The 23,211-nt window shown below is 59.1% G+C and carries 22 protein-coding genes; 13 read left to right on the plus strand and 9 right to left on the minus strand.

The features are described from left to right. Window positions 1-200, plus strand: a 200-nt coding sequence (locus COA55_RS08835) for a hypothetical protein (protein ID WP_290501606.1), incomplete at its 5' end; no start/stop codon positions are given. Between the two features lie 10 nt (window positions 201-210). On the opposite strand, the gene COA55_RS08840 is transcribed toward COA55_RS08835, so the two are convergent. Then, window positions 211-3,096 carry a GGDEF domain-containing phosphodiesterase gene (locus COA55_RS08840; protein WP_290501607.1) on the minus strand — a complete coding sequence of 962 codons (2,886 nt, stop codon included), beginning with the start codon at window positions 3,094-3,096 and terminating at the stop codon, window positions 211-213. Between the two features lie 174 nt (window positions 3,097-3,270). Between COA55_RS08840 and uvrD the strand changes: the two genes are divergently transcribed. After that, entirely contained in the window at window positions 3,271-5,433 is a 2,163-nt protein-coding gene (uvrD, locus tag COA55_RS08845) for a DNA helicase II (RefSeq protein ID WP_290501686.1), read from the plus strand. Window positions 5,434-5,588: 155 nt separating this feature from the next. Beyond that, the gene (locus tag COA55_RS08850) at window positions 5,589-6,737 is read left to right on the plus strand and encodes a TRAP transporter substrate-binding protein (protein WP_290501608.1); all 1,149 of its coding nucleotides are present in this window, start codon (window positions 5,589-5,591) and stop codon (window positions 6,735-6,737) included. 200 nt (window positions 6,738-6,937) lie between these two features. Here COA55_RS08850 and COA55_RS08855 read toward each other — a convergent pair whose 3' ends face one another. From COA55_RS08855 to COA55_RS08865, 3 genes are read right to left on the minus strand one after another with little or no spacing between them, the layout of a single operon-like run. After that, window positions 6,938-7,333 (minus strand): acyl-CoA thioesterase, encoded by a 396-nt coding sequence (locus COA55_RS08855; protein ID WP_063519537.1) that lies wholly within the window; start codon window positions 7,331-7,333, stop codon window positions 6,938-6,940. A gap of 4 nt (window positions 7,334-7,337) precedes the next feature. Next, the gene (locus tag COA55_RS08860) at window positions 7,338-8,708 is read right to left on the minus strand and encodes a TRAP transporter large permease subunit (RefSeq protein ID WP_290501688.1); all 1,371 of its coding nucleotides are present in this window, start codon (window positions 8,706-8,708) and stop codon (window positions 7,338-7,340) included. Further along, on the minus strand, window positions 8,708-9,268 hold the full coding sequence (locus tag COA55_RS08865; protein WP_290501610.1) for a TRAP transporter small permease subunit: 561 nt from the start codon (window positions 9,266-9,268) through the stop codon (window positions 8,708-8,710). Before COA55_RS08865 ends, COA55_RS08860 begins: the two co-directional genes overlap by 1 nt. Before the next feature lie 272 nt (window positions 9,269-9,540). Between COA55_RS08865 and COA55_RS08870 the strand changes: the two genes are divergently transcribed. The 9 genes from COA55_RS08870 (at window position 9,541) to arsH (ending at window position 17,993) form a co-directional block, all read left to right on the plus strand. Continuing rightward, the gene (locus COA55_RS08870) at window positions 9,541-10,587 is read left to right on the plus strand and encodes a substrate-binding domain-containing protein (protein ID WP_290501611.1); all 1,047 of its coding nucleotides are present in this window, start codon (window positions 9,541-9,543) and stop codon (window positions 10,585-10,587) included. A gap of 139 nt (window positions 10,588-10,726) precedes the next feature. Next, window positions 10,727-12,115, plus strand: a complete 1,389-nt coding sequence (gene pstC / locus COA55_RS08875; RefSeq protein WP_063519540.1) for a phosphate ABC transporter permease subunit PstC — start codon at window positions 10,727-10,729, stop codon at window positions 12,113-12,115. Between the two features lie 16 nt (window positions 12,116-12,131). Further along, the gene (gene pstA / locus COA55_RS08880) at window positions 12,132-13,400 is read left to right on the plus strand and encodes a phosphate ABC transporter permease PstA (RefSeq protein ID WP_290501612.1); all 1,269 of its coding nucleotides are present in this window, start codon (window positions 12,132-12,134) and stop codon (window positions 13,398-13,400) included. A 25-nt stretch (window positions 13,401-13,425) separates the two neighbouring features. Then, window positions 13,426-14,319 (plus strand): phosphate ABC transporter ATP-binding protein PstB, encoded by an 894-nt coding sequence (gene pstB / locus COA55_RS08885; protein ID WP_290492739.1) that lies wholly within the window; start codon window positions 13,426-13,428, stop codon window positions 14,317-14,319. Between the two features lie 24 nt (window positions 14,320-14,343). Beyond that, window positions 14,344-15,057 (plus strand): phosphate signaling complex protein PhoU, encoded by a 714-nt coding sequence (gene phoU, locus COA55_RS08890; RefSeq protein ID WP_063519543.1) that lies wholly within the window; start codon window positions 14,344-14,346, stop codon window positions 15,055-15,057. 206 nt (window positions 15,058-15,263) lie between these two features. After that, window positions 15,264-15,581 (plus strand): metalloregulator ArsR/SmtB family transcription factor, encoded by a 318-nt coding sequence (locus tag COA55_RS08895; protein ID WP_290501615.1) that lies wholly within the window; start codon window positions 15,264-15,266, stop codon window positions 15,579-15,581. A gap of 13 nt (window positions 15,582-15,594) precedes the next feature. After that, window positions 15,595-16,092 carry an arsenate reductase ArsC gene (locus COA55_RS08900; protein WP_290501617.1) on the plus strand — a complete coding sequence of 166 codons (498 nt, stop codon included), beginning with the start codon at window positions 15,595-15,597 and terminating at the stop codon, window positions 16,090-16,092. Continuing rightward, window positions 16,092-17,111, plus strand: coding sequence for an ACR3 family arsenite efflux transporter (gene arsB / locus COA55_RS08905; protein WP_290501618.1), 1,020 nt, complete (start codon window positions 16,092-16,094; stop codon window positions 17,109-17,111). Before COA55_RS08900 ends, arsB begins: the two co-directional genes overlap by 1 nt. A gap of 171 nt (window positions 17,112-17,282) precedes the next feature. After that, the gene (gene arsH / locus COA55_RS08910; protein ID WP_290501620.1) at window positions 17,283-17,993 is read left to right on the plus strand and encodes an arsenical resistance protein ArsH; all 711 of its coding nucleotides are present in this window, start codon (window positions 17,283-17,285) and stop codon (window positions 17,991-17,993) included. A 60-nt stretch (window positions 17,994-18,053) separates the two neighbouring features. Here arsH and COA55_RS08915 read toward each other — a convergent pair whose 3' ends face one another. The 3 genes from COA55_RS08915 to COA55_RS08925 all read right to left on the minus strand — a co-directional run bounded on the left by COA55_RS08915 (window position 18,054) and on the right by COA55_RS08925 (window position 20,622). Further along, window positions 18,054-19,238 carry a hypothetical protein gene (locus COA55_RS08915; protein WP_290501621.1) on the minus strand — a complete coding sequence of 395 codons (1,185 nt, stop codon included), beginning with the start codon at window positions 19,236-19,238 and terminating at the stop codon, window positions 18,054-18,056. 127 nt (window positions 19,239-19,365) lie between these two features. Further along, complete coding sequence (locus COA55_RS08920) at window positions 19,366-19,917, minus strand: YaeQ family protein (protein WP_290501622.1); 552 nt, start codon at window positions 19,915-19,917, stop codon at window positions 19,366-19,368. Between the two features lie 153 nt (window positions 19,918-20,070). Beyond that, window positions 20,071-20,622, minus strand: coding sequence for a TMEM165/GDT1 family protein (locus COA55_RS08925; RefSeq protein WP_363970133.1), 552 nt, complete (start codon window positions 20,620-20,622; stop codon window positions 20,071-20,073). A 320-nt stretch (window positions 20,623-20,942) separates the two neighbouring features. Here COA55_RS08925 and COA55_RS08930 point away from each other — a divergent pair, with 320 nt between their 5' ends. Next, window positions 20,943-21,149 carry a SlyX family protein gene (locus COA55_RS08930; protein WP_290501626.1) on the plus strand — a complete coding sequence of 69 codons (207 nt, stop codon included), beginning with the start codon at window positions 20,943-20,945 and terminating at the stop codon, window positions 21,147-21,149. Between the two features lie 276 nt (window positions 21,150-21,425). On the opposite strand, the gene COA55_RS08935 is transcribed toward COA55_RS08930, so the two are convergent. Together COA55_RS08935 and COA55_RS08940 are read right to left on the minus strand one after the other, a co-directional pair. Beyond that, window positions 21,426-21,851 (minus strand): TM2 domain-containing protein, encoded by a 426-nt coding sequence (locus COA55_RS08935; protein ID WP_290501628.1) that lies wholly within the window; start codon window positions 21,849-21,851, stop codon window positions 21,426-21,428. 194 nt (window positions 21,852-22,045) lie between these two features. After that, window positions 22,046-23,167, minus strand: coding sequence for a PilT/PilU family type 4a pilus ATPase (locus COA55_RS08940; protein ID WP_063518986.1), 1,122 nt, complete (start codon window positions 23,165-23,167; stop codon window positions 22,046-22,048). Window positions 23,168-23,211: the final 44 nt, after the last annotated feature.

Consider the following 23,211-nt stretch of genomic DNA (forward strand, 5'->3'; position numbering starts at 1 on the left):
GCCTCGCGTTTGAAATCATCGCTGAAGTAGCGCTTGGCTTTGTATTTCATGACACCTTCTCTCCAAATGAAGGTGTCTACTTTTTCCGGGGCATTCCAGCGACACGCCGCAGCACGTCATGTTTTGAAACCGTAGAGGCCGCGCCCAAAGTTTGGGCGCGGCCTCTTTTATTTCAGAAAAAACAGCCCTGTTCCGCGTAGCTGTCAACTATCAATTGTCAACTTTCAACTGCTGTCTATAGGCCTGGGTGTGTAGCAGTTCCAGTAACTCGTTTTCCGGCACCGGGCGGCTGATCAGGTAGCCCTGGATGCTGTCGCAATGCATGTCGCGCAGAATGCTCAGGTGGTCTTCGGTTTCCACCCCTTCGGCGATCACGTTCATCTTCAGGCTGTGGGCCATGTCGATGATGGCGCGGGTAATGGCGGCATCGTCCGGGCTCTTGTCCAGATCCATGATGAAGGAGCGATCGATCTTCAGGGTGTCCACCGGGAAGCGCTTCAGGTAGCTCAGCGACGAATAGCCGGTGCCGAAATCGTCCAGCGCCAGTTCAATGCCCCGGGTGCGCAGTTGCTGAAGCAGTTCGATGTTCTGCTCCATGTCTTCCATGATCAGGCTTTCGGTGAGTTCCAGTTCCAGCAGGTGCGGGGGCAGTTCGGTGGTGGACAGTACCCGGTCCACGATTTCTGCCACGTTGCCTTTGCGGAACTGGTGGGCTGACAGGTTTACCGATACACAGATGTTGCCCAGCCCCTGTTTGTACCACTTGTGGGCCTGGCGGCAGGAGCGCTCCAGCACCAGTTCACCGATGGCGGAAATCAGCCCGGTTTCTTCGGCCAGGGGAATGAAGTCCGCCGGCGGCAGCAGGCCCATGGTGGGGTGCTGCCAGCGCACCAGGGCTTCCACCGAGGTGATGCGGTTGCTGGCCAGCTCCATCTTCGGCTGGTAGTGCACCACGAATTCATTCTTGAAGATGGCCTTGCGCAGGCTGGTTTCCAGGGCCAGCTGTTCCACCGACGCTACCCGCATGTTGCTGCGATAGAACTGGAAGTTATTGCCGCCGCTGCGCTTGGCCTGGTACACCGCCATGTCGGACTGGTTGATCATGCTCTGGGCTTCTTTGGCGGTATCCGGGAACAGGCTGATGCCGATGCTGGCGCCCAGCAGCAGTTCGTGGCCGTCAATCAGGAACGGCTTTTTCATGGCGTTGATCAGTTTCTGGCACTGCTGGCTGATGCTGCCTTCGCCGCCGTGATTTTCCAGCAGCAGGGTAAATTCATCGCCGCCCACCCGGGCCAGGGATTCTTCGCCGCCAGCATGTTGGGCAATACGCTCGGCGGCAGCCTTGAGCAGGCGGTCACCGATTTCATGGCCCAGGGATTCATTGATGGGCTTGAAGCGGTCCAGGTCGATCATCAGCAGGGCCACTTTTTCCCGGTTCAGGCGGGCCAGGGTCAGCGATTTGTGCAGATGCTCACGGAACTGGGTGCGGTTGGCCAGGCCGGTGAGGCGGTCGTAGTTGGACAGGAATTGCAGCTGTTGCTCGGTTTCCTTGCGGGAGGTCAGGTCAGACATCATGCCCACATAGCGAATCACCCGTTTCTGTTCGTCGCGCACGGCGCTCATCTGTAGCCATTCCGGGAACATTTCACCATTGCGACGGCGTTCGCTGATTTCCCCTTCCCAGAAGCCGTTTTCCTGCAGGGCAGCGGTAATGCCCAGGTAGACGTCCCGGTTGGGGTGAGTCTGTTCATCCTCGAGAATGCGGCGGCCGATGACCAGGGATTCGGAATAGCCGGTGATCTGCTCGAAGCGAGCATTCACGGCGAGGAAGCGGAACGCCTGATCGAGGATGAAGATGCCTTCCGGGGCATTTTCGAACACGGTGGCGGCCAGGCGTTGCTGTTCCTGGCTCTGGCGGTCATCGGTGATGTCCCGGCGGGTGCCGATCATGCGGGTGGCGCGGCCGTCGCGGCTGCGGGAGACTACCCGGCCTTCATCCTCAATCCAGCGCCAGCTGCCGTCGGCGTGGCGCAGCCGGTACACCGCGTGGTAGCGGCTGTCCTCGCCCTTGAAGTGAGACACCATGGCACGGCGGATGCGGGTCAGGTCGTCCGGGTGGACCAGGGTTTCCAGGTCGCCGAAGAAGTTCTTGAAGTAGGCGCTGTCGTAACCCAGCAGCCGGTCGAAGTTGGTGTGGTAGTTGCGCCCGGTATCCAGCATCCAGTCCCACAGGCCGATGTTGCTGGCTTCCAGCGCCAGTTCCAGCCGTTCACTGGTGGCGGCCAGGGCGGTGTTGGTCTCGCCCAGGGCCTGGGTGCGTTCCTGCACCATGCTTTCCAGCCGATCGTTGGTTTCCTGCAGCCGCTGGCGGGCCTCCTTGCGCTCATAGATTTCCTGCGCCAGCTTTTCGTTCAGGGCTTCGGCGTCGCTGCGGGCCCGGTTCAGGTAATCAATCAGGGAGCGGTTGCTGGCCTGCAGCATCATCGCCTGGTGGCCGGTGCGGTTGATGCGGCGGGCGGCGACCAGAAAAAAGAGCCCCAGCAGGGATATCAGTGTAAACAGTGAGAGCGGGTGATTCTCCTGGGTTTCCGCCAGGCGGGCCACGGTCGGGCCCAGCAGCATCAACAGATACAGGAACACGGTGGGGAAATGGCTGCTGTAGGCGGCCAGCGCCATCACGCTGAGGCCCAGGCCCAGGCAGGCACAAACCAGCTGGGCGCCCAGCATCTGTGGGGTAAACAGGCTTTCCAGCGGGTTGAACAGGTAGCCGGCCAGGCCGATCAGCAACGGCGTGGACAGGGCCAGCCCGGAGAGCATGCGGCGGCAGAACGGCATGGTTTCCTGGGCATCAAGACGGCGGTGACAATAGGGCAGGACCAGCAGGCGGACAATCTGTACCGCCGCAATGACACCCAGCCAGATCAGCAGGGACGAGTGGGCGATCGGGGTAAACCAGTAAGTCCACACCAGGGTAATGGCGGCGGCACTTTCCAGCAGCAACAGGGCGGCGATGCCGCTTAGCAGCAATTGGCACTGTTCATTAAGTACACCGTTGAACGGTGGTACCGGCTGGGATGATGGAGACTGCGAAGACACCGTGTTTTCTTCCTCTGGCTCGGGGCCGAGTGTTTTTGTTTTCCAGTTTACCCACAGGTAGGGGGCGAGGGAAACCGACTTTCGTGGATGAATAATAGAGAAGGGGGCCGTCAGGCAAAATTGCCCGCCCTGGCGGGCATCACCGGCAGGGACATTCTGCTAAACTTTCGCGCCATGGACGATGTGACTTCCCTTATTGATGGCTTGAACCCGGCCCAGCGCGATGCGGTGGCTGCCGATGACCGACATTTGCTGGTGCTGGCCGGGGCCGGCTCGGGAAAAACCCGGGTGCTGGTGCACCGGATCGCCTGGCAGATTGCCACTGAGCAGGCCTCGCCGTTTGGCATTCTGGCGGTGACCTTTACCAACAAGGCCGCCGCGGAGATGCGTGGGCGTATCGAGCAGCTGCTGGATATGTCCGCCGACGGCATGTGGGTGGGCACCTTCCACGGCATTGCCCACCGGTTGCTGCGGGCCCACTGGCAGGAGGCCGGGCTCCCCCAGGGCTTCCAGATCATCGATGCGGACGACCAGATTCGCCTGATCAAGCGGGTGAGCAAGGAGCTGGGGCTGGATGAACAGCGTTGGCCGGCCCGGCAGGCCACCTGGTTTATCAATGGCCAGAAAGATGAGGGCCTGCGTGCCCGGCATATGGATGTGGGCGGCGATCTGTTCGCGTTGACCATGCAGAAGATCTACTTCGCCTACGAAGAGGCCTGTGAGCGTGGCGGGCTGGTGGACTTCAATGAAATGCTGCTGCGGGTGCTGGAGCTGTTCCGCGACAACGAGAACCTGCGCGGCCACTATCAGCGCCGCTTCCGGCACATTCTGGTGGACGAATTCCAGGATACCAACAGTATTCAGTACGCCTGGCTGCGGTTGCTGGCGGACGAAAATAACGCGGTCACCATTGTCGGTGACGATGACCAGTCCATCTATGGCTGGCGCGGCGCCAAGATCGAGAATATCCACAAATTCAGCCGCGACTTCCCGGACACCCGCACCATTCGCCTGGAGCAGAACTATCGCTCCACCGGTACCATCCTGAAAGCCGCCAATGCGGTGATCGGCAATAACAGCGACCGCCTGGGCAAGGAGCTGTGGACCGAGGGTGGCGATGGCGATCCGATTCGGCTCTATTCCGGTTTCAATGAAGTGGACGAGGCGCGCTTTATTGCCGGGCGCATGGACAAGCTGTTTCAGGAAGGCACCGCGCGGCGGGAAATGGCGGTGCTGTATCGCTCCAACGCCCAGTCACGGGTGCTGGAAGAGGCATTTCTGCAGGCGGGGATTCCCTACCGTATCTATGGTGGGCAACGCTTCTTCGAGCGGGTGGAAATCAAGAACGCGCTGGCCTACCTGCGCCTGCTCAGCCATCGTCATGCGGATGCGGCCTTCGAACGGGTGGTGAATACGCCTACCCGTGGCATCGGCAACAAGACCCTGGAAACCCTGCGGGAGGTGGCCCGCCAGCGAAGCGTATCCCTGTGGGAAGCGGCTCAGGCGGTAGTAGGTGAGCAATTGCTTACTGCCCGTGCCACTAATGCCCTTGCTGTGTTCCTGAACTTGATCGCCCAGCTGGAAAAGCAATGTGAGGGTTTGAACCTGGCGCAAACCACCGAACATGTGATCGAGGCCAGTGGCCTGCTGGAATTCCACGGCAAGGAAAAAGGCGAAAAGGGCCAGCAGCGGCTGGAAAACCTGCGCGAACTGCTTTCCGCCACCCGTGAATTCGGTGACGAAGACGAAGAGTCGGAACTGGACAGCCTGACTGCGTTTCTGGATCACGCGGCACTGGAGTCCGGCGAGGGGCAGGCCGACGCCCACGAGGATGCAGTGCAGATGATGACGCTGCATTCGGCCAAGGGGCTGGAATTTCCGGTGGTCTTTATCACCGGTATGGAAGAGGGGCTGTTCCCGCACAAGATGTCCAGCGAGGAACCGGGCCGGCTGGCCGAAGAGCGCCGTCTTTGTTACGTGGGTCTGACCCGGGCCATGCGCGAGCTGTACCTGACCCACGCGGAAAGCCGCCGTCTGTACGGCAACGAAAACTACAATCCTGCCAGCCGTTTCCTGCGCGAAATCCCTGCCGAAACGCTGGAAGAAATCCGCGCCCGCGCTGGCTTCAGCCGGCCCATGGGCGGGGCGGCCAAGCCGATTCGGGAAACCGAATCCAACGGCATCAGCCTGGGGGCGCGGGTGCTGCACCCGAAATTCGGGGAAGGCACTATCTTGCACTTTGAAGGGCAGGGCCCGAACGCGCGCCTGCAAATCAATTTCGACGGCGCCGGCACCAAGTGGCTGGTCAGCCAGTACGCCCGGCTGGAAGTGATTTGACGCAGGTCTGACGTCGGACGACGGACGTCTGACGCGGAGATAACAATTGGGTACGGGATGTGTTGTTGCGTCTGACTTCCGACGTCAGACGTAAGACCCGTCGACAAGAACAATGGGGTGGCCGTTCATTGCTGCCCAATGATGGAGGATGACTCTTGGACCGCCGTAAATTTGTTTCTGCCCTGGGTCTGGGGCTGGGTGGCCTGGCACTGGCCGGCTGTGAACAGAAAGATTGCCCGCCCACAGACAAGACGGTGGCGGCACCGCCGGAGCCCGAGAAGAAAGCGCCAAGCCAGCAGACCTACGAATGGAAAATGGTCACTACCTGGCCCAAGAACTATCCGGGCCTGGGCGCAGGGGCGAACCGTTTTGCCAAGCGTGTGGAAGAAATGTCCGCCGGGCGGATCAAGATCAAGGTCTATGGCGCGAAAGAATTGGTGCCGGCCTTTGAGGTATTCGATGCGGTGCGCCAGGGCAGTGCGGAAATGGGCCATGGTGCCGCCTATTACTGGAAAGGCAAACACCCGGCCACGCCGTTTTTTACCGCGGTGCCCTTCGGCCTAACCGCCCAGGAAATGAACGGCTGGTTGCACCATGGTGGCGGCCAGGAACTGTGGGATGACCTGTATGCCCAGTTCAACCTGAAACCGTTCGCCTGTGGCAACACCGGTACGCAGATGGCGGGCTGGTTCAACAAGGAAATCAACAGCATTGAGGACCTGAAAGGGTTGAAAATGCGCATGCCCGGGCTGGCCGGGGAGGTGCTGGGCAAGGTCGGCGCCACGCCGGTACAGCTGCCCGGTGCCGAGGTTTTTACCTCGCTGCAAACCGGTGCCATTGATGCGGCGGATTGGGTTGGCCCCTATAACGACCTGACCTTCGGCCTGCAGCGGGTAGCGGAGTATTACTACTACCCGGGCTGGCAGGAGCCCGGCCCGACGCTGGAACTGACCATCAACAAGAAGGTGTGGGAAGGGCTGCCTGCGGACCTGCAGGCGATCATCCGTTACGCCGCCCAGTCTGAAAACCAGGACATGCTCGACGAATACACCGCCCGCAACAATGCGGCTCTCGATGAGCTGGTGAACAAGCACGGTGTGAAGCTGCGCCGTCTGCCTGACGACGTGCTCAAGGCCCTGAAAGACGCCAGCGATGAGGTCATCGAAGCGCTGGTGGCGGGCAACAAGGATGCCCGCAAGGTGTACAACTCCTACCGCCGTTTCCGCGACGAGTCCATGCAGACCATGGCCGTGGCAGAGCAGTCGTATATGAATGTGCGTAGTGAGCTTGCCAAGAAAGCTTGATCAGAGCCGCTGTAGGAGCACCACTCGAGGTGCGAACGCGACGAGGCTCATGTTTCTGTCGCCGTTCCTGGATCGATCTGTCGAGCGCTGCAATCCCTGATCGCCCTGTGGGCGATTTCCGCGTTTGCACGCGGTTCGCACCTCGAGTGGTGCTCCTACAGTAGCTTCGTAGCCTGCGCCTTGCAGTTTGAGGTGTGCAGTCAGTCCCTGGGCACCGCCCGGGTCCGTCCGGTGTCATCAATGGCCACGAAGGTGAAGTGCCCTTCGGTCACTTTCGACAGGGTGCCGGTGTCTTCGCGTACCCACACTTCCACCAGAATCTGCATGGAGCTGCGGCCGATGTCCTGCAGCCGGGTGTAGCAGCTCACCACGGCGCCCACGGGCACCGGGCGCAGGAAGGCCATGGAGTCGATGGCCACGGTGGCCACGCGGCCCCGGGCTTTTTTGCGGGCGGTGACGGCACCGGCCAGATCCATCTGTGAGACCAGCCAGCCGCCGAAAATATCGCCATTCCAGTTGGCGCTCTGCGGCATGGCGATGGTTTGGATGGCAAGGGTCCCAATCGGCTGGGGTGCGTCGTCAGTATGGTCTGTCATGTTGTTATCCGTAGAGCGTATGCGGCAGCCAGGTGGCGAGTTCCGGGAACAACGCCAGAATGCCCAGCATGATTAATTGTATGGCGATAAAGGGTATCACGCCCTGATAAATGTGCGTGGTTTTTACCTCCGGCGGCGCCACCCCGCGCAGATAAAACAGCGCGAACCCGAAGGGTGGGGTCAGAAACGAGGTTTGCAAGTTCAATGCAATCATTACGCCAAGCCAGATCGGGTCCAGCCCCATGCCCAGCAATACCGGGGCTACAATGGGCACCACCACAAAGGTGATCTCGATAAAATCGAGAATAAAGCCGAGCAGGAAAATCAGCAGCATCACCATGACGGTGGCACCGACCACGCCGCCGGGCATGGCAGCGAACAGGTTATGCACCGCCTCTTCGCCACCAAAGCCACGGAATACCAGCGAAAACAGGCTGGCGCCGATCAGGATCATGAACACCATGGCGGTGACCCGGCTGGTGGCGCGGACCACCTCGCCAACTATGGCCCGGTTCAGGTGCCGGTTGGCGGCCGCCAGCAGCAGGGCGCCAAAGGCGCCGACCCCGGCGGCCTCCGTGGGGGTGGCCTTGCCGGTGAGAATAGAGCCGAGCACCGCCGCGATCAGCAGCAGCGGTGGAACCAGGCCGCCCAGCAGGGAGCGCCAGCCTCGGGGTTCGCCGTCAGTGGCGGCGAAGGCGGGTGCCCATTGCGGTTTCCACAGGCTGATCACCACCACATAAAGCAGGTACAGCCCTACCAGAATCAGCCCGGGAATCAGCGCCCCGACAAACAAGTCCCCCACCGACACGGTGTCCAGTGACCACAAGCCCTGCTTGAGCTGGGCGTCCTGATAGGCGTTGGCCAGCACATCGCCCAGCAACACCAGCGCAATCGACGGCGGAATAATCTGCCCAAGCGTGCCGGTGGCACAGATCAGCCCGGTGGACAGCTGCGGTTGGTAGCCCTGACGGAGCATGGTGGGTAGCGAGAGCAGGCCCATGGTGACTACGGTGGCGCCCACAATGCCGGTGCTGGCGGCCAGCAGGGCGCCCACCAGGATGATCGCCAGCCCCATGCCGCCGGGTAACGGGCCGAACAGCTGGCCCATGCTGGACAGCAGCTTCTCCGCCACCCGGGATTTTTCCAGCATTACCCCCATGAACACGAATAGCGGTACCGCCATCAGCGTGCTGTTCTCGATAATGCCGAACAGCCGGTTGGGCACAAAGGTCAGGTCCGAGGGGGAAAAGGTGCCGGTGAGGATGCCGCCGGCCGCAAACAGCAGCGCGGTGCCGCCCAGAGCAAAGGCCACCGGGTAGCCGGTGAGCAACACCAGGCAGACAGCCACGAACATCAGCAGCGGGAGCCATTCCATCACAGGCCCTCCTCCGGATGTTGATCGTGTTCGCTGATCCTGGCGGGTGGGCTGGCGCCCAGTAGCGTCAGGCCGTGGCGTAACAGTTCGGCGATGGCCTGAACGGTCAGCAGCGCGGGCAGCACCAGCAGCAGGGTCTTGAGCAGATAGACAAAGGGCAGGCCGCCATTGGCGGAACCTTCCTGCTCGCGCCAGCTGCTGGCCACATAGTCCAGTGACAACCAGAACATGGCGGCACACACGGGTAATAGCAGCATCAGGGTGCCCAGCAGGTTTACCCAGGCCCGGCCGCGCGGGCTGAAACGCTGATAGAGCACATCCACCCGGACATGCTCGTCTTCGGCCAGGGTGTAGGCGATGGCCAGCATGAACAGGCCGCCGTGCAGGTAGGTCAGGGACTCTTGCAGGGCGATGTTGCCGATATCGAAGCCGTAGCGCAGCACCACCACCAGCACCATGCCAAGTACCAGCAGCAGGGACAGCCAGGCGCTGCCACGGCCGACGGCGATGGTGAAGGCGGTAAGCCCTTGTTGGCAGTGCTGTAGGCGCTGTTTTGTCATTATTGTCGGGAGATCGGTGAAAATGGGCATTATACGGAAAACGCCACAGGCAGCACGCATTCAGCATACATGCCCGGTTGGGCGTGGTGCATGATGCGTGTAGCCTGAATGCGATCTCGCTGTAATGTGGCTGTAACAAACCCTCTCTAGCATGCGCTGTGCTGAAACATGAACTGGCTTGCAAGACTTGTTGTTAAGAATAAACCGGGGTGGATCTTTCCTTACCAGCGCCGGTGCCATGTAACTAGGAGGCTTTTACTGTGAACTTCAAGATGAAAACAACACTGGCAGGTGCCGCGGCAGCGCTGGCTATGGCTAGCGTACCGACCACCGCCATGGCGCGTGACACTATCTCTATCGTGGGTTCTTCCACGGTCTACCCGTTCGCCACCGTTGTGGCTGAGCGTTTTGGCCGTACCGGCAACGCCACCCCGAAAATCGAATCTACCGGTTCTGGCGGCGGCATGAAGCTGTTCTGTCAGGGCGTGGGCACCCAGCACCCGGACATCACCAACGCATCGCGTCGCATGAAGAAGTCCGAGTTCGAGCTGTGCCAGAGCAACGGTGTGAAAGACATCACCGAAGTGAAGGTCGGTTATGACGGTATCGTGATTGCCAATTCCGTGAAGGGTAAGCACATCGACCTGTCCCTGCGTGACGTCTTCCTGGCCCTGGCCAAGGATGTACCGAACCCGGATGGCAGCGAAGAGCTGGTAGCCAACCCCTACAAGACCTGGAAAGAAGTGAACCCGGCCCTGCCCAACGTGAAAATCGAGGTGTTGGGTCCGCCGCCGACTTCCGGTACCCGTGATGCGTTCAACGAGCTGGCCATCGAAGGCGGCTGTAAGACGTTCCCCTGGCTGAAAGCCATCAAGGGTGAAGACAAGTCCAAGTACAAGGCCATCTGCCGCAGCGTCCGTGAAGACGGCGCCTACGTGGAAGCGGGCGAAAACGATAACCTGATCGTGCAGAAGCTGGAAAAGAACCCGGATGCCTTCGGTGTGTTCGGTTACTCCTTCCTGGATCAGAACCGCGGTGTGGTACAAGCTGCCAACGTTGGCGGTGTTGAGCCCACTTTCGAAGCGATCGGTTCCGGCGACTACCCGGTGTCCCGCTCCCTGTACTTCTACGTGAAGAAAGCTCACGTGGGTGTGGTACCGGGTATCGAAGGTTACGTGAAGGAGTTCACCAGCGAGAAAGCCTGGGGTGATCAGGGCTACCTGGCTGAGAAGGGCCTAATCCCGCTGGGTGATGACCTGCGCAAGTCCATGGCCAAGCAGGCCCGCGGCCTGAAGTCCATGACGGGCAACGAGCTGTAAGAAAGGAAATAATAAAAAGCATGGATGCTTTTGGCCCGGTGGTATTTGCCACCGGGCTTTTTCGCCCCTGACAAGGCGTGTTTGTTCCACCAAGATTGCTGCGGTGATCTTGTTTGAGCAAATCCGATCGGAGTGATACATGCAAACCGGAAACCTGCTGTTGCTGTTGGTAGTGATGGTGGCCGGCGCTTACTACCTGGGGCTTCGCCGCTCCTTTGCGCTGGCCCGCCCGCTGGGCGGCATTCGCCACCTGCACTCGTTGCCGTTCTATTTCGCCATGCGTTCGGCCATGTGGTGTGCACTGCCAGCATTGGTGGTGCTGGGGCTGTGGCTGGCATTTGATGACAGCATCATTCGTCAGCAGGTGCTGGCCAGTTTGCCGGCGGAACTGCAGCCGACGGATGCGTCCAGTTATAACCTCACGCTCAGCAAAATCCAGAACGTTGCCAGTGGTGCGCTGCCTGTCAATTTCGTGGAGCCGCCCATCGCGGCAGCGGCGGAACATCTGCAGTCATTACGCCAGACCAGCGCCATGGCGCTGACGGTGGTAGTCATTGTGTTGTGCATGTTCGGCGGTGCCTGGGCCTGGCTGAAAGTGTCACCGCAACTGCGTGCCCGCCAGCAGGTAGAGCGTGTGCTGCAGACGCTGTTCATGCTCTGCGCCACGGTGGCCATTCTCACCACCGTGGGCATCGTCATGTCGGTGCTGTTCGAATCCATCCGCTTCTTCGGCAAGGTGCCGGTGACGGACTTCCTGTTCGGGTTGCAGTGGAGCCCGCAGACTGCCCTGCGCGCTGACCAGGTGGCATCCGGAGGCGCTTTTGGTGCGGTGCCGTTGTTCATGGGCACCATGCTGATCTCGGCCATTGCCCTGTTGGTGGCAGTGCCGGTGGGCCTGATGTCAGCTATCTACCTGGCAGAGTACGCAAGCAAGCGGGTGCGCACGGTGGCCAAGCCGGCACTGGAAGTGCTGGCCGGGGTGCCCACGGTGGTCTACGGCTTCTTTGCCGCCCTGACGGTGGCGCCTTTTATTCGCGGTATGGGTGAATCCGTTGGCCTGGATGTGGCCTCGGAGTCGGCTCTGGCGGCGGGCCTGGTAATGGGCATCATGATTATTCCGTTTGTGTCATCCCTGGCAGATGACGTGATTACGGCGGTGCCCCAGGCCATGCGTGACGGTTCATTGGGGCTGGGCGCCACCAAGAGTGAAACCATCAAGAAAGTGATTTTCCCGGCGGCGCTGCCGGGGATCATGGGGGGCATTTTGCTGGCGGCCTCCCGTGCCATTGGTGAAACCATGATTGTGGTGATGGCCGCCGGCCTGGCCGCCAATTTGACCGCCAACCCGCTGGAAGCGGTCACCACCATCACCGTACAGATTGTGACTCTGCTGACCGGCGACCAGGAATTCGACAGCGCCAAGACCCTGGCGGCCTTTGCCCTGGGCCTGATGTTGTTCATTACTACCCTGGTCATGAATATCTTCGCGCTGCATATCGTGAAGAAATACCGCGAGCAGTACGACTAGCGTCGGGAGAAAAATGATGAGCCAAACCACAGAAAAAGTTCGCAAGACCCTGGCCCGACGCTACCGGGCAGAGAAACGCTTCAAGGCCTTTGGTCTTGGTGCGATTGGCATTGGTTTGATGGCGTTGGTGCTGCTGTTCACCGATATTATCGGCAAGGGTCACAGTGCTTTCGTGGAGTATGAAATCCAGCTGCCGGTGACCTTTGATGCCGAAGTGATGGATGTCAGTGACCCCCGTGATGAAGAGCAGCTCAACTATGGTAATTACCAGGGGGTGATTCGTGACGCCCTGGCAGACCGCTTTCCCGGCGTGGAGTCCCGCCTGGACACCCGTGCCCTCAATCAGTTGGTGAGCACCGGTGCCGGTTATGCCCTGCGTGACATGCTGCGCGAGGATCCTTCCCTTCTGGGTGAGACCCGCACTCTCTGGTTGCTGGCCGATGACGATGTGGATCTGTTTCTCAAGGCGAATGAAAAGCAGCGTGAAGACAGCCGCCTGAACGAAAAGCAACAGGCCTGGGTGGCGGAGCTGGAAGCCTCCGGGGAAACCCGCATGGTTTTCAACCAGTCCCTGTTCAGCTACGGCGATTCCCGTGAGCCGGAGCAAGCCGGTATTCTGGGTGCGATCCTGGGTTCCCTGTTCACCATGATCGTGACGCTGGTGCTGAGTTTTCCCATCGGTGTGGCCGCGGCGGTCTATCTGGAAGAGTTTGCTCCCAAGAACCGCTTCACCGATTTCATTGAGGTGAACATCAACAACCTGGCGGCGGTGCCGTCGATCATCTTCGGTCTGTTGGGGCTGGCGGTGATTATCGGCTTGTTTGGGTTGCCGCGCTCGGTGCCCCTGGTAGGCGGTATCGTGCTGACGCTGATGACGTTGCCGACCATCATCATTTCCAGCCGTGCTGCCATCAAGGCGGTACCGCCGAGTATTCGCCAGGCGGCCATGGGGTTGGGTGCCTCGAAAATGCAGGTGGTGTTGCACCATGTGCTGCCGTTGGCCCTGCCCGGCATGCTCACCGGCGCCATCATCGGCATGGCCCAGGCGCTGGGGGAAACGGCGCCGCTGCTGATGATCGGCATGGTGGCCTTTATTGTGGACCTGCCCGCCGGCCCGCTGGATGCGGCAACCGTGCTGCCGGTGCAGATTTACCTGTGGGCAGACAGCCCGGAACAATCTTTCGAATCCCTGGCGTCCGCCGCCATCATGGTGCTACTGGCTTTCCTGATCACCATGAACACGCTGGCGGTGATTCTGCGCAAGCGCCTTGAGCGGCGCTGGTAACGGACGGATAACGAGGAACCGACTTATGGAAACCGCACAGCAACTGGACAAACCGGCTCTGGGCACCAATGATGCGGCCAGAGACAAGGCCATAAATGAGCAAGCAGCGATGACACAAGACACCCCCTATCCAGACCAGACCGTGGGCACGCCCTTTGTGGATGACCCGAAAATGCGCCTGCGCGATGTGGAGGTGTTCTATGACGATAACCAGGCGATCCATGGCGTCAGCCTGGATATCGGCAAGAATGAGGTGGTGTCACTGATCGGCCCGTCCGGTTGTGGTAAATCCACGTTCCTGCGTTGTCTCAATCGCATGAACGACACTATCGATATTTGTAAGGTGAAGGGCAGCCTGCATCTGGAAAGCCAGGATCTGTATGACCCCAAGCTGGATGTGGTGGAGCTGCGCGCCCGGGTGGGCATGGTGTTCCAGAAGCCCAACCCCTTCCCGAAATCCATTTATGACAACGTGGCCTATGGCCCGCGTATTCACGGCCTGGCCAACAAGAAATATGACCTGGACGAAATCGTGGAAACCAGCCTGCGCAAGGCCGGGCTGTGGGAAGAAGTGAAAGACCGTCTGCACGCACCAGGCACGGGCCTGTCCGGCGGTCAGCAGCAGCGTCTGTGTATTGCCCGAACCATTGCCGTGAGCCCGGAAGTGGTGCTGATGGATGAGCCTTGTTCCGCACTGGATCCCATTGCCACCGCCAAGATCGAAGAGCTGATCAGCGAGCTGAGCGAGTCTTATACCATCGCCATCGTGACTCACTCCATGCAGCAGGCCGCGCGGGTATCGCACCGTACCGCCTATTTCCACCTGGGTCGTCTGGTGGAAATGAATGATACCGAGACTGTGTTCACCAAGCCCGAACACGATCTGACGGAAGCTTATATCACTGGCCGCTTCGGTTAACGCGCGGGTAAGGAGAGCAAGAGAATGGACCGTATGCATTTTGGCGAGCACAGCTCGACCCAGTTTAACGAAGCGCTGGAATCCATCCGTAACCACCTGATGGAAATGGGTGGTCTGGTGGAAAAGCAGGTAGTGGATGCGCTTCAGGCATTGCTGCAGGCAGACTCGGCGCTGGCAGAAAAAGTGATCGAAACCGAAGACCGGGTCGATAATCTGGAAATTCTGATCGACGAGCAATGCACCAAGGTGTTGGCGCTGCGCCAGCCGGCGGCGTCGGATTTGCGTTTGATTATTGCCGTGTCCAAGGCGGTGTCCGACCTTGAACGCATTGGTGATGAGTCAGCCAAAATTGCCCGCATGGGGCTGCAGTTGGCGGAAGAAGGCGAGTCGCCCCGCGGTTATGTGGAAGTGCGCCATATCGGTAACCATGTGCGCAACATGCTGCGCGATTCCCTGGATGCCTTTGCCCGCTTCGATGCCCAGAAAGCGTTGGCCGTGGCCGCCGAAGACAAAGAAGTGGACCTGGAATACCGCAGCGCCATGCGCTCGCTGGTCACCTTCATGATGGAAGATCCGCGGGCCATTTCCCGGGTACTCAACATCATCTGGTCCCTGCGTGCCCTGGAGCGCATCGGCGACCATGCCCGCAATATCGGCGAACAGGTGATCTATCTGGTGGAAGGCAAGGATGTGCGCCATATCAGCATCGATGAGATCGAAAAGAAGCTGAAGGAATAAAGGCCGCTACGAGCTTCAAGCGGCGAGCTACAAGGAAAACCCGCTCCTGCGATCTTTTACAAGGCCGTGCCTGATCTTCGGGCGCGGCCTTTTTCTTTCCGCCATCGTCATGAAATCGCCCCGCGATGTTGAATGAAGCATGTTGCGTGTCGCGTATCATGTCGCTAATATCCGTATTTCCGAATATACGGATATAAGGTTCGCACATGCTTACACCCACCCAGCTCTGCAAATGCCTCGGCGACGATATTCGCCTCAGCCTGATCTGCCTGCTGCACGGTCAGGGGGAGGTGTGCGTGTGCGATCTGGTGGAGGCCATGCAGGCGCCGCAGTCCACTGTGTCTCGCCACCTGGCTCAGCTGCGTCAATGCGAGTTGGTGGTGGCCCGGCGGCAGGGTACCTGGATGCATTATCAGTTGAATCCGGCCTTGCCGGACTGGGCCACGGCTGCGATTCAGGCACTGGTGGCGCCAGCCCGGGCGTCGTTGAACATTTCCCTTACCAATACCGCCTGCTGCGGCTGAACTTAGAGAGACGATGATGAATACGCCCCTGAATGTCCTGTTCCTGTGCACCGGTAATTCCTGTCGCTCCATCATTGGTGAAGCGTTGGCCGATCACCTGGGTCAAGGCAAGTTGCACGGTTTGAGTGCCGGTAGCATGCCCGCCGGCAAGGTCAATGAAAGCGCCCTGGCCGTGCTGTCCCGTCATGGTGTGTCGGTGAACAATCCCAGCTCCAAATCCATGGATGATCTGGAAGGGGAAAGAATTGACCTGGTGATTACGGTCTGTGATGCCGCTGCGGGTGAGTCCTGCCCGGTGTGGCTGGGTGATACGCCGAAAGTTCACTGGGGCCTGGAAGATCCTGCCCACGTGACTGGCAGCGAAGAAACGATTCGGGCCGCTTTTGAGACTACCTTTAACGAGTTGCATGCTCGTATTGAAGCACTGGCGGCACTGGATCTGGCGTCCATCAATCCGCTGGGGTTGATTGCAACGGCTCAAAAAATTCACCGGGATCTGGGTGATTCGTAATGCCGTTTTTTGAACGATATCTCAGTGTCTGGGTGGCGTTGGCGATTGTTGCCGGGGTGACTCTGGGTGTGGCCATGCCGGGTGCTTTCGAAGCGGTGGCCGGGTTCGAGTATGCCCATGTGAATCTGGCGGTGGCCGTGTTCATCTGGGTGATGGTCTACCCGATGATGATCCAAATTGATTTCACCGCTATCAAGAAAGTGGGCCAGAACCCACGGGGGTTGTTGCTCACTCTGGTGATCAACTGGTTGATCAAACCGTTCACCATGGCGGCGCTGGGCTGGTTGTTCTTCAAGGTCTTTTTCGCCGGCTGGGTCGATCCACAAACCGCCACAGAGTATATCGCCGGCATGATCCTGCTGGGCGTGGCACCGTGTACCGCGATGGTGTTTGTGTGGAGTCAGCTGACCAAAGGGGATGCCAACTACACCCTGGTGCAGGTGTCGGTAAATGACATCATCATGGTGTTTGCCTTTGCTCCCATCGCCGGTTTGTTGCTGGGTGTCAGCGACATTACCGTGCCCTGGGATACTTTGCTGTTGTCCGTGGTGCTGTATGTACTGTTGCCGCTGATTGCCGGGTTCCTTACTCGCCAATGGCTGGGCACTGATGAGCGGGTGGCGCATTTTGTCGGGCGTCTTAAACCGGTTAGTGTCATGGGGCTGCTGGCCACGGTGGTGCTGTTGTTTGGCTTCCAGGCCGAGACCATTCTCGCCAAGCCCATGGCCATCGTGCTGATTGCTATTCCGCTGTTGATTCAGACCTACGGCATTTTTGTCATCGCCTACTGGGCGGCAAAACGCCTGCGGTTGAAACATAACGTAGCCGGCCCTGCCTGCCTGATCGGGACCAGCAATTTCTTCGAGCTGGCGGTGGCTGTTGCGATCAGTGTGTTTGGTCTGCATTCCGGTGCCGCCCTGGCGACGGTGGTCGGGGTGCTGGTGGAGGTGCCAGTGATGTTGTCGCTGGTGGCGATTGTGAACCGTACCTCGCACTGGTTCGAAAAAGACCCTGTCTGATCCCTCCGGGGGTCGGCTCCCTGCATAGTGTTTTCTGTAGGAGGCTGCTTGCAGCCGAACCGGCAAGGTGAGCGAGTACCGAGTACCTGGGTTTTGATTTTCGTTACTCGTTACTCGTTACTGGCCATTCGCGTGCAAGCACGCTCCTACAGACAAAATAGAGATGCTGTTATGAAAGATATGCCCAATCTCGATAACGATTGTTTCCAGATCCCCACTGCCGACAGCGTATTCCGGGATCAGCCGTCCACGCACAAGCCGCGCATCCTGTTGTTGTACGGCTCCCTGCGCCAGCGCTCCTTCAGTCGTCTTGTGGTGCAGGAAGCGGCGCGCTTACTGGAGGCCATGGGGGCAGAAACAAAAATTTTCCATGCCGATGGTTTGCCGTTACCGGACAGCGAAGACGTGGCACACCCCAAGGTGCAGGAGCTGCGTGATCTGGTGACCTGGAGTGAAGGCATGGTGTGGTGCTCGCCGGAGCGTCACGGCGCCATGACCGGCATCATGAAAGCCCAGATCGACTGGATTCCTTTATCACTTGGCGCGGTTCGCCCGACCCAGGGAAAAACCCTGGCAGTAATGCAAATCAGCGGTGGCTCCCAGTCGTTCAACACGGTTAGCCAGTTACGCGTGTTGGGACGTTGGATGCGCATGGTCACTATTCCCAATCAATCCTCTGTGCCGAAAGCCTTCCTGGAATTCGATGAGAATGATCGTATGAAGCCGTCAGGTTTTTATGATCGCATTGTTGATGTGATGGAAGAGCTGGTGAAGTTTACCTACCTGACCCGTGACCGCAGTGACTACCTCACCGATCGTTATTCAGAGCGCAAGGAGTCTGCCGAGCAGCTTATGGCGCGGGTGAATCAACGGAGTATGTAAAAGGAGGCGCTGCACGCTTCACACAACAGGCTTCATGCTCAAGCGGCAGCTTACTTTTATTCACAGCAAAGGCAGGCAGGAATTATAACGATCATTGTCCGGTGCGTGGCGAAAGCATAGCCGTTGGTCTTGGCGGGTCAGCGTGTCGTCCTTGCCCGGTGTCCAGGGGTTGTCTGCCCGCTGGGGTGTATCGGTATCACCCAGCGTTTTCAGTAACGCCATGCGCGCTTCCAGATGCACCAGTCGAAGCAGATATTCCTTGAAATTTGGGGATGCGGTTTCCAGCAGAATATTGCCGATGGGGTTGCGAATTGCCTCGCTCTTTGAGGTTGGTTCGGGCTGGAACGTATCAGCTTCAATAACGTCAACCGGCTGCTCCGACAGGTCTGCATAGTGCTGATAAAGCGGCAGCATGCGATTCACGCTGATATTTTTTTTCAGGCCCGCTTTGAATTGTATTTCCTCAAACCAGCTCGCGCTTTGTTGTCCCTCACGGTATTGCTCATGGAGAAAGAAATGCGCCATCAGCGAGAATTCTTTCTTCAATGGCGAATGAAAACTTCTTTCTGCCGGGCTCAATGACGCAAGATTCGGCGCCGACATTTTTCCCTGTTGAACCAGAAGCGCCACCAGTTGCAGTTTTTCGGCCAGCATGGCGTTGGCGATCATCTTGCTGATCAGGCTATGGTCCTGTGCCAGCCAGTGGCGAAGCTGCTGGATTTCTTTGCCGATGTCTTCCCCCGGGGTTTCGCTGATTGCCCAGGCCAGAGACTGCAGACGCGAAGCGGTGAGCAGCAGACTGTACTCGGGAAAGCTAGCCTCCAGGTACGGTGGTGTATTGTCCGAGAAATACGCAAACCCGATAAGGGTTCGGTAGCGATCAATCAGGAACTGATACTGGTTTACCAGAGCCTCGGCCTGCATGCGCTTGTCCTGCTGCTCAAGCAGGCAGGCCGAGTCCATCTTTTGACATAGCAAGGGCGATGCATTCAGTTCCCGATAATCATTGGGAAGCGACAGATCCGGTTGGATTTTCTGGCGCTGCACCAGTGCGTTTCCCTGCCGCTCAGGTGATTGATCGGCGGGTGCGCCAAAGCCCAACAGATAAGCGTAAGCGGGGTTGTCATCAGTGGGTGTGGTGTTCAGCCACTGCCGGGCGGCGTCATCAAGCGGCGCATCCTGCAGCCACCAGGTGGTAAACCCTGCCAGCGACAATACGCCAATTACCAGGATGATTTTCTTCATTATTCCGGCTCTTTACGTTTTGTTGGCTGTGACGGTGAGGCGGGCATGGCGAACTCCGTTTCGGCGATGCAGACAAGGGTCTCCGGGTGCACAGCCCGGGCTACGCGGTGGAAACAAAGAGTCCCCATCAGTGGGCGTTGTTTGGGTACCAGGTTTCCAGGGCAACCTCCACGTTATTGTCGGTGGTGCCCAACCAGACCTGCCCGTCCTGGATCATGGCCTGCAACTGCATGGCCCGCTGGGCACAGGTGGCCAGTGCTGCTTCGCTGTCCGCGTCCACATGGACAATGGTCAGGTTATCGAAGCGGCGCACCTTGTTCTTCATGCTGTCCCACCACACTTGTGGAGCGCGTGGACCGTAACAGTAAATGGTCACGTGCTCGGCCAGCCCGCAGGCTTTGCGCAGCCGCTTCTCGTCGGGCATGCCCAGTTCGATCCAGTGTGCCAGGGTGTCGTTGGGGTGCCGTTGCCACAGGTCCGGTTCTTCAGGGTTGGACAGGCCCCGCGAGAACGTCAGATCTTCATGGGCATTCAGGGCAAAGGCCAGCAGCCGCAACATCATTCGCGATTCGGTTTCTGAAGGGTGCAACGCCACCGTCAGGTTATGGGTTGCGTAATAATCCCGGTCCATATCGGAGACGGTGAGCTCGGCTTTGTAGATGGTGGCGGTGAGGGCCATGAATGAGTTCCGCTAGAGGCCAGATGCCGGACGCCAGACGTTGACGCCTTGCAGCGCGACCAAGGTTGCAGGGATAGCGCGTGAGCATACGCTTTTTGGCGTCAGGCGTCAGGCGTCAGGCGTCAGGCGTCAGGCGTCAGGCGTCAGTTGTTCCTACACCAACGCCCAGACCCCGAAACCGACAAACAGCGCCGCGCTGATGCGGTGGGCCCAGGTTTCAAAGCGCTTGCTGCCGAACTGGTGCGCCAGCCAGATCACCGGCAGGTTGGCGGCCACCATGCCCAGGGTGGAGCCACTCAGTACCGGCCAGAACTGGTCCTTGAACTGAACGGCCAGGGCGATAGTGGCCAGCTGGGTCTTGTCGCCAATCTCGGCAATAAAGAACAGCACCAGCGCGGTAAGAAAGGGGCCGAAGCGCGGGTTGTCATCCACGTCTTCATCGCCGTCTGGAATCAACATCCACAGGCCCAGGCCGATAAAGCTGATGCCGAGAATCCAGCGCAGCCATTCCATCGGGATGGCATCGGCCAGCCAGTCGCCAAACCAGACGGAGGCGCCGTGGTTAAGCAGGGTGGCGATGACTACGCCGGCGAGGATAGGCCAGGGTTTGCGGAATTTGAGAATCAGCGCGAGGGACAGCAGCTGGGTCTTGTCGCCAATTTCACCAAGGGCAACCAACAGAAACGAGCTGAGCAGGGCTTCCATGAACAGTTCCAGTGGGGCGGGATTGCACGACAAGAGACATCACCGGCCAATCCCGCCCCTGCGGAATGCCTGCGATGTCTCAGGTCTCGTCAATCCTGGGGGAGTCAAGACTCCCCGGATGCGGACGCAGCCACCATGCGCATGAGGCGCAACTATGTTGATGACCGCCAAGGGGCTTTGCGTAAAAGCGATCGAGCGACTACTCCCCCAAGACGGGGAAAACCATAGCGGAATTATGGGTAAAGGGCCAGTACAATGGTGCAGTCCGTTCGCGATGCGAGCATCGCTTCCCACAAAAGCTATACCGTAGAGCAGACCCAATGAGTGACGAGCGTTTTCTTGATATCGAAACCAAGCTGGCCTACCAGGAGGATCTGGTGGAGTCACTGAACAAGGTGGTCAGTGACCAGCAGCGCCAAATCGATGCGCTGGAAAAAACCTGCCGGAAGATGGCGGATAGGCTGATGGATCTGTCAGAGGCGTTCGAGGCCACCCAGGTCGAAGACGCCCCGCCGCCGCATTATTGATCAGCTGCGAGCAACGAGCTTCCAGCGAAGAAAAACCGTCGCTATTCGTTCAGGCTTGCATGATCCCGGAAGTGAGCCATCCTCCTGAAAGCTAGAAGCTAGAAGCTAGAAGCTAGAAGCTAGAAGCTAGAAGCTAGAAGCTAGAAGCTAGAAGCTAGAAGCTAGAAGCTAGAAGCTAGAAGCTAGAATGAAACAGGCCGCGCCCAAAGGATGGGCGCGGCCTGTTTCGTTCCACAAAGAGGCCAGTTTGCTTTGCAGCTTGTGGCCTGCCCTTTTTCAAGCTGGCACGGGCTCGCCCCGGGCCGCTTCGCCATTGCGCTCGGAAACCTGGCCATTAAGCGTGAACAGGTCGTAGAGTACGCCGAAACCCAGTAGGCCGAAGGTCAGCAGGTAGAGAATGCCCGTGCCCATCTTGCCCATGTAGAAACGGTGTGCGCCAAATACGCCCAGAAACAGCATCAATACCCAGGCTACGCTGTAGTCGGTGTCGCCGCTTTTGAACTGATTATTGGCATCCTGATTCATGCTGGGGATCAAGAATGCGTCCACGACCCAGCCGATGAAAAAGACGCCCAGGGTAAACATCCACAGCAAGCCGGTGAGCTGACGACCATAGTAAAACCGGTGATAACCAAACAGGCCGCCAAAAAACCATAGCAGGTAGCCGATGGGTGTTAGGTGTGTTTCCTTTTCTTGTTGCATGGGTTTCCCCCTCCGTTGGTAAAGTAAAAAGCGTCCTTGTTATCGCGGGATTCAGTGGTAAGCGCAAAGCGGCAACGCGGGCGGTTCTCTGAAATGAGTAAGCCGCGCCCGGTGGATGGGCGCGGCCTCTTTTTTTCAGGGCGCAGGTGGCTTCATCCGGGTTGTTGCGTGAAGCGTGCCGCCTGCAGCGTCTCCTACTCCGTATCCTCGATGCTCAGCCCCCGTGTGGCCACGTCCAGGCTGGAGGCGTCGGTTTCGTTGCCCAGTTTGATCATCAGGCGCAGGTCGTTGGGGGAGTCCGCGTGGAGCATGGCGTCTTCGTAGGTGATTTCACCGGCGGAATACAGGTCGTAGAGGGCCTGGTCGAAGGTCTGCATGCCCTGCTCGCGGGATTTGCTCATCAGCGCCTTGAGCTGGTGCACTTCGCCCTTGCGGATATGGTCCTGGACCAACGGCGTGCCCAGCAGCACTTCGATGGCCGCGCGGCGGCCCTTGCCGTCCGGGGTGGGGATCAATTGCTGGGCGACGATGCCTTTCAGGTTCAGGGACAAGTCCATCCACAGCTGGCCGTGGCGGTCTGCCGGGAAGAAGTGAATGATCCGGTCCAGCGCCTGGTTGGCGTTGTTGGCGTGCAGGGTAGCCAGACACAGGTGCCCGGTTTCCGCGAAAGCGATGGCCTTGTCCATGGTTTCCGGGGTGCGGATCTCACCGATCAGAATCACGTCCGGCGCCTGGCGCAGGGTGTTCTTCAGCGCCACGTCGAAGGACTCGGTATCAATGCCCACTTCACGCTGGGTGACGATGCAGCCCTGGTGCTGGTGGATAAATTCGATGGGGTCTTCGATGGTGATGATATGCCCCTTGGAGTTCTTGTTGCGGTGGCCAATCATGGACGCCAGCGAGGTGGACTTACCGGTACCGGTGGCGCCCACGAAAATCACCAGGCCACGCTTGGTCATGGCCAGTTCCTTGATCACCGGCGGCAGGCGCAGATCGTCCACGTTGGGAATCTTGGTTTCAATGCGACGCAGCACCATGCCCACCAGGTTGCGCTGGTAGAACGCGGAGACCCGGAAACGGCCCACGCCACGGGCGGAGATGGCAAAGTTGCACTCGTGGTTGGCGACGAATTCCTTGCGCTGTTGTTCGGTCATGACGCCGAACACGATGTCCCGGGTCATGTCCGGGGTCAGCGCGCTCTTGGTCACCGGCAGGATCTTGCCGTTCACCTTCATGCTCGGGGGGACGCCGGCGGTGATAAACAGGTCTGACCCGCCTTTCTGTACCATTAATTTGAGAAGCTCTTCGAATTCCATGCTTATGGCCTGCCTGTGCTGATTCCGCCGGCGCCCTCAGTGGG

Origin of the sequence: Alcanivorax sp., from assembly GCF_002733835.1 — a bacterium.
Classification (GTDB): domain Bacteria; phylum Pseudomonadota; class Gammaproteobacteria; order Pseudomonadales; family Alcanivoracaceae; genus Alcanivorax.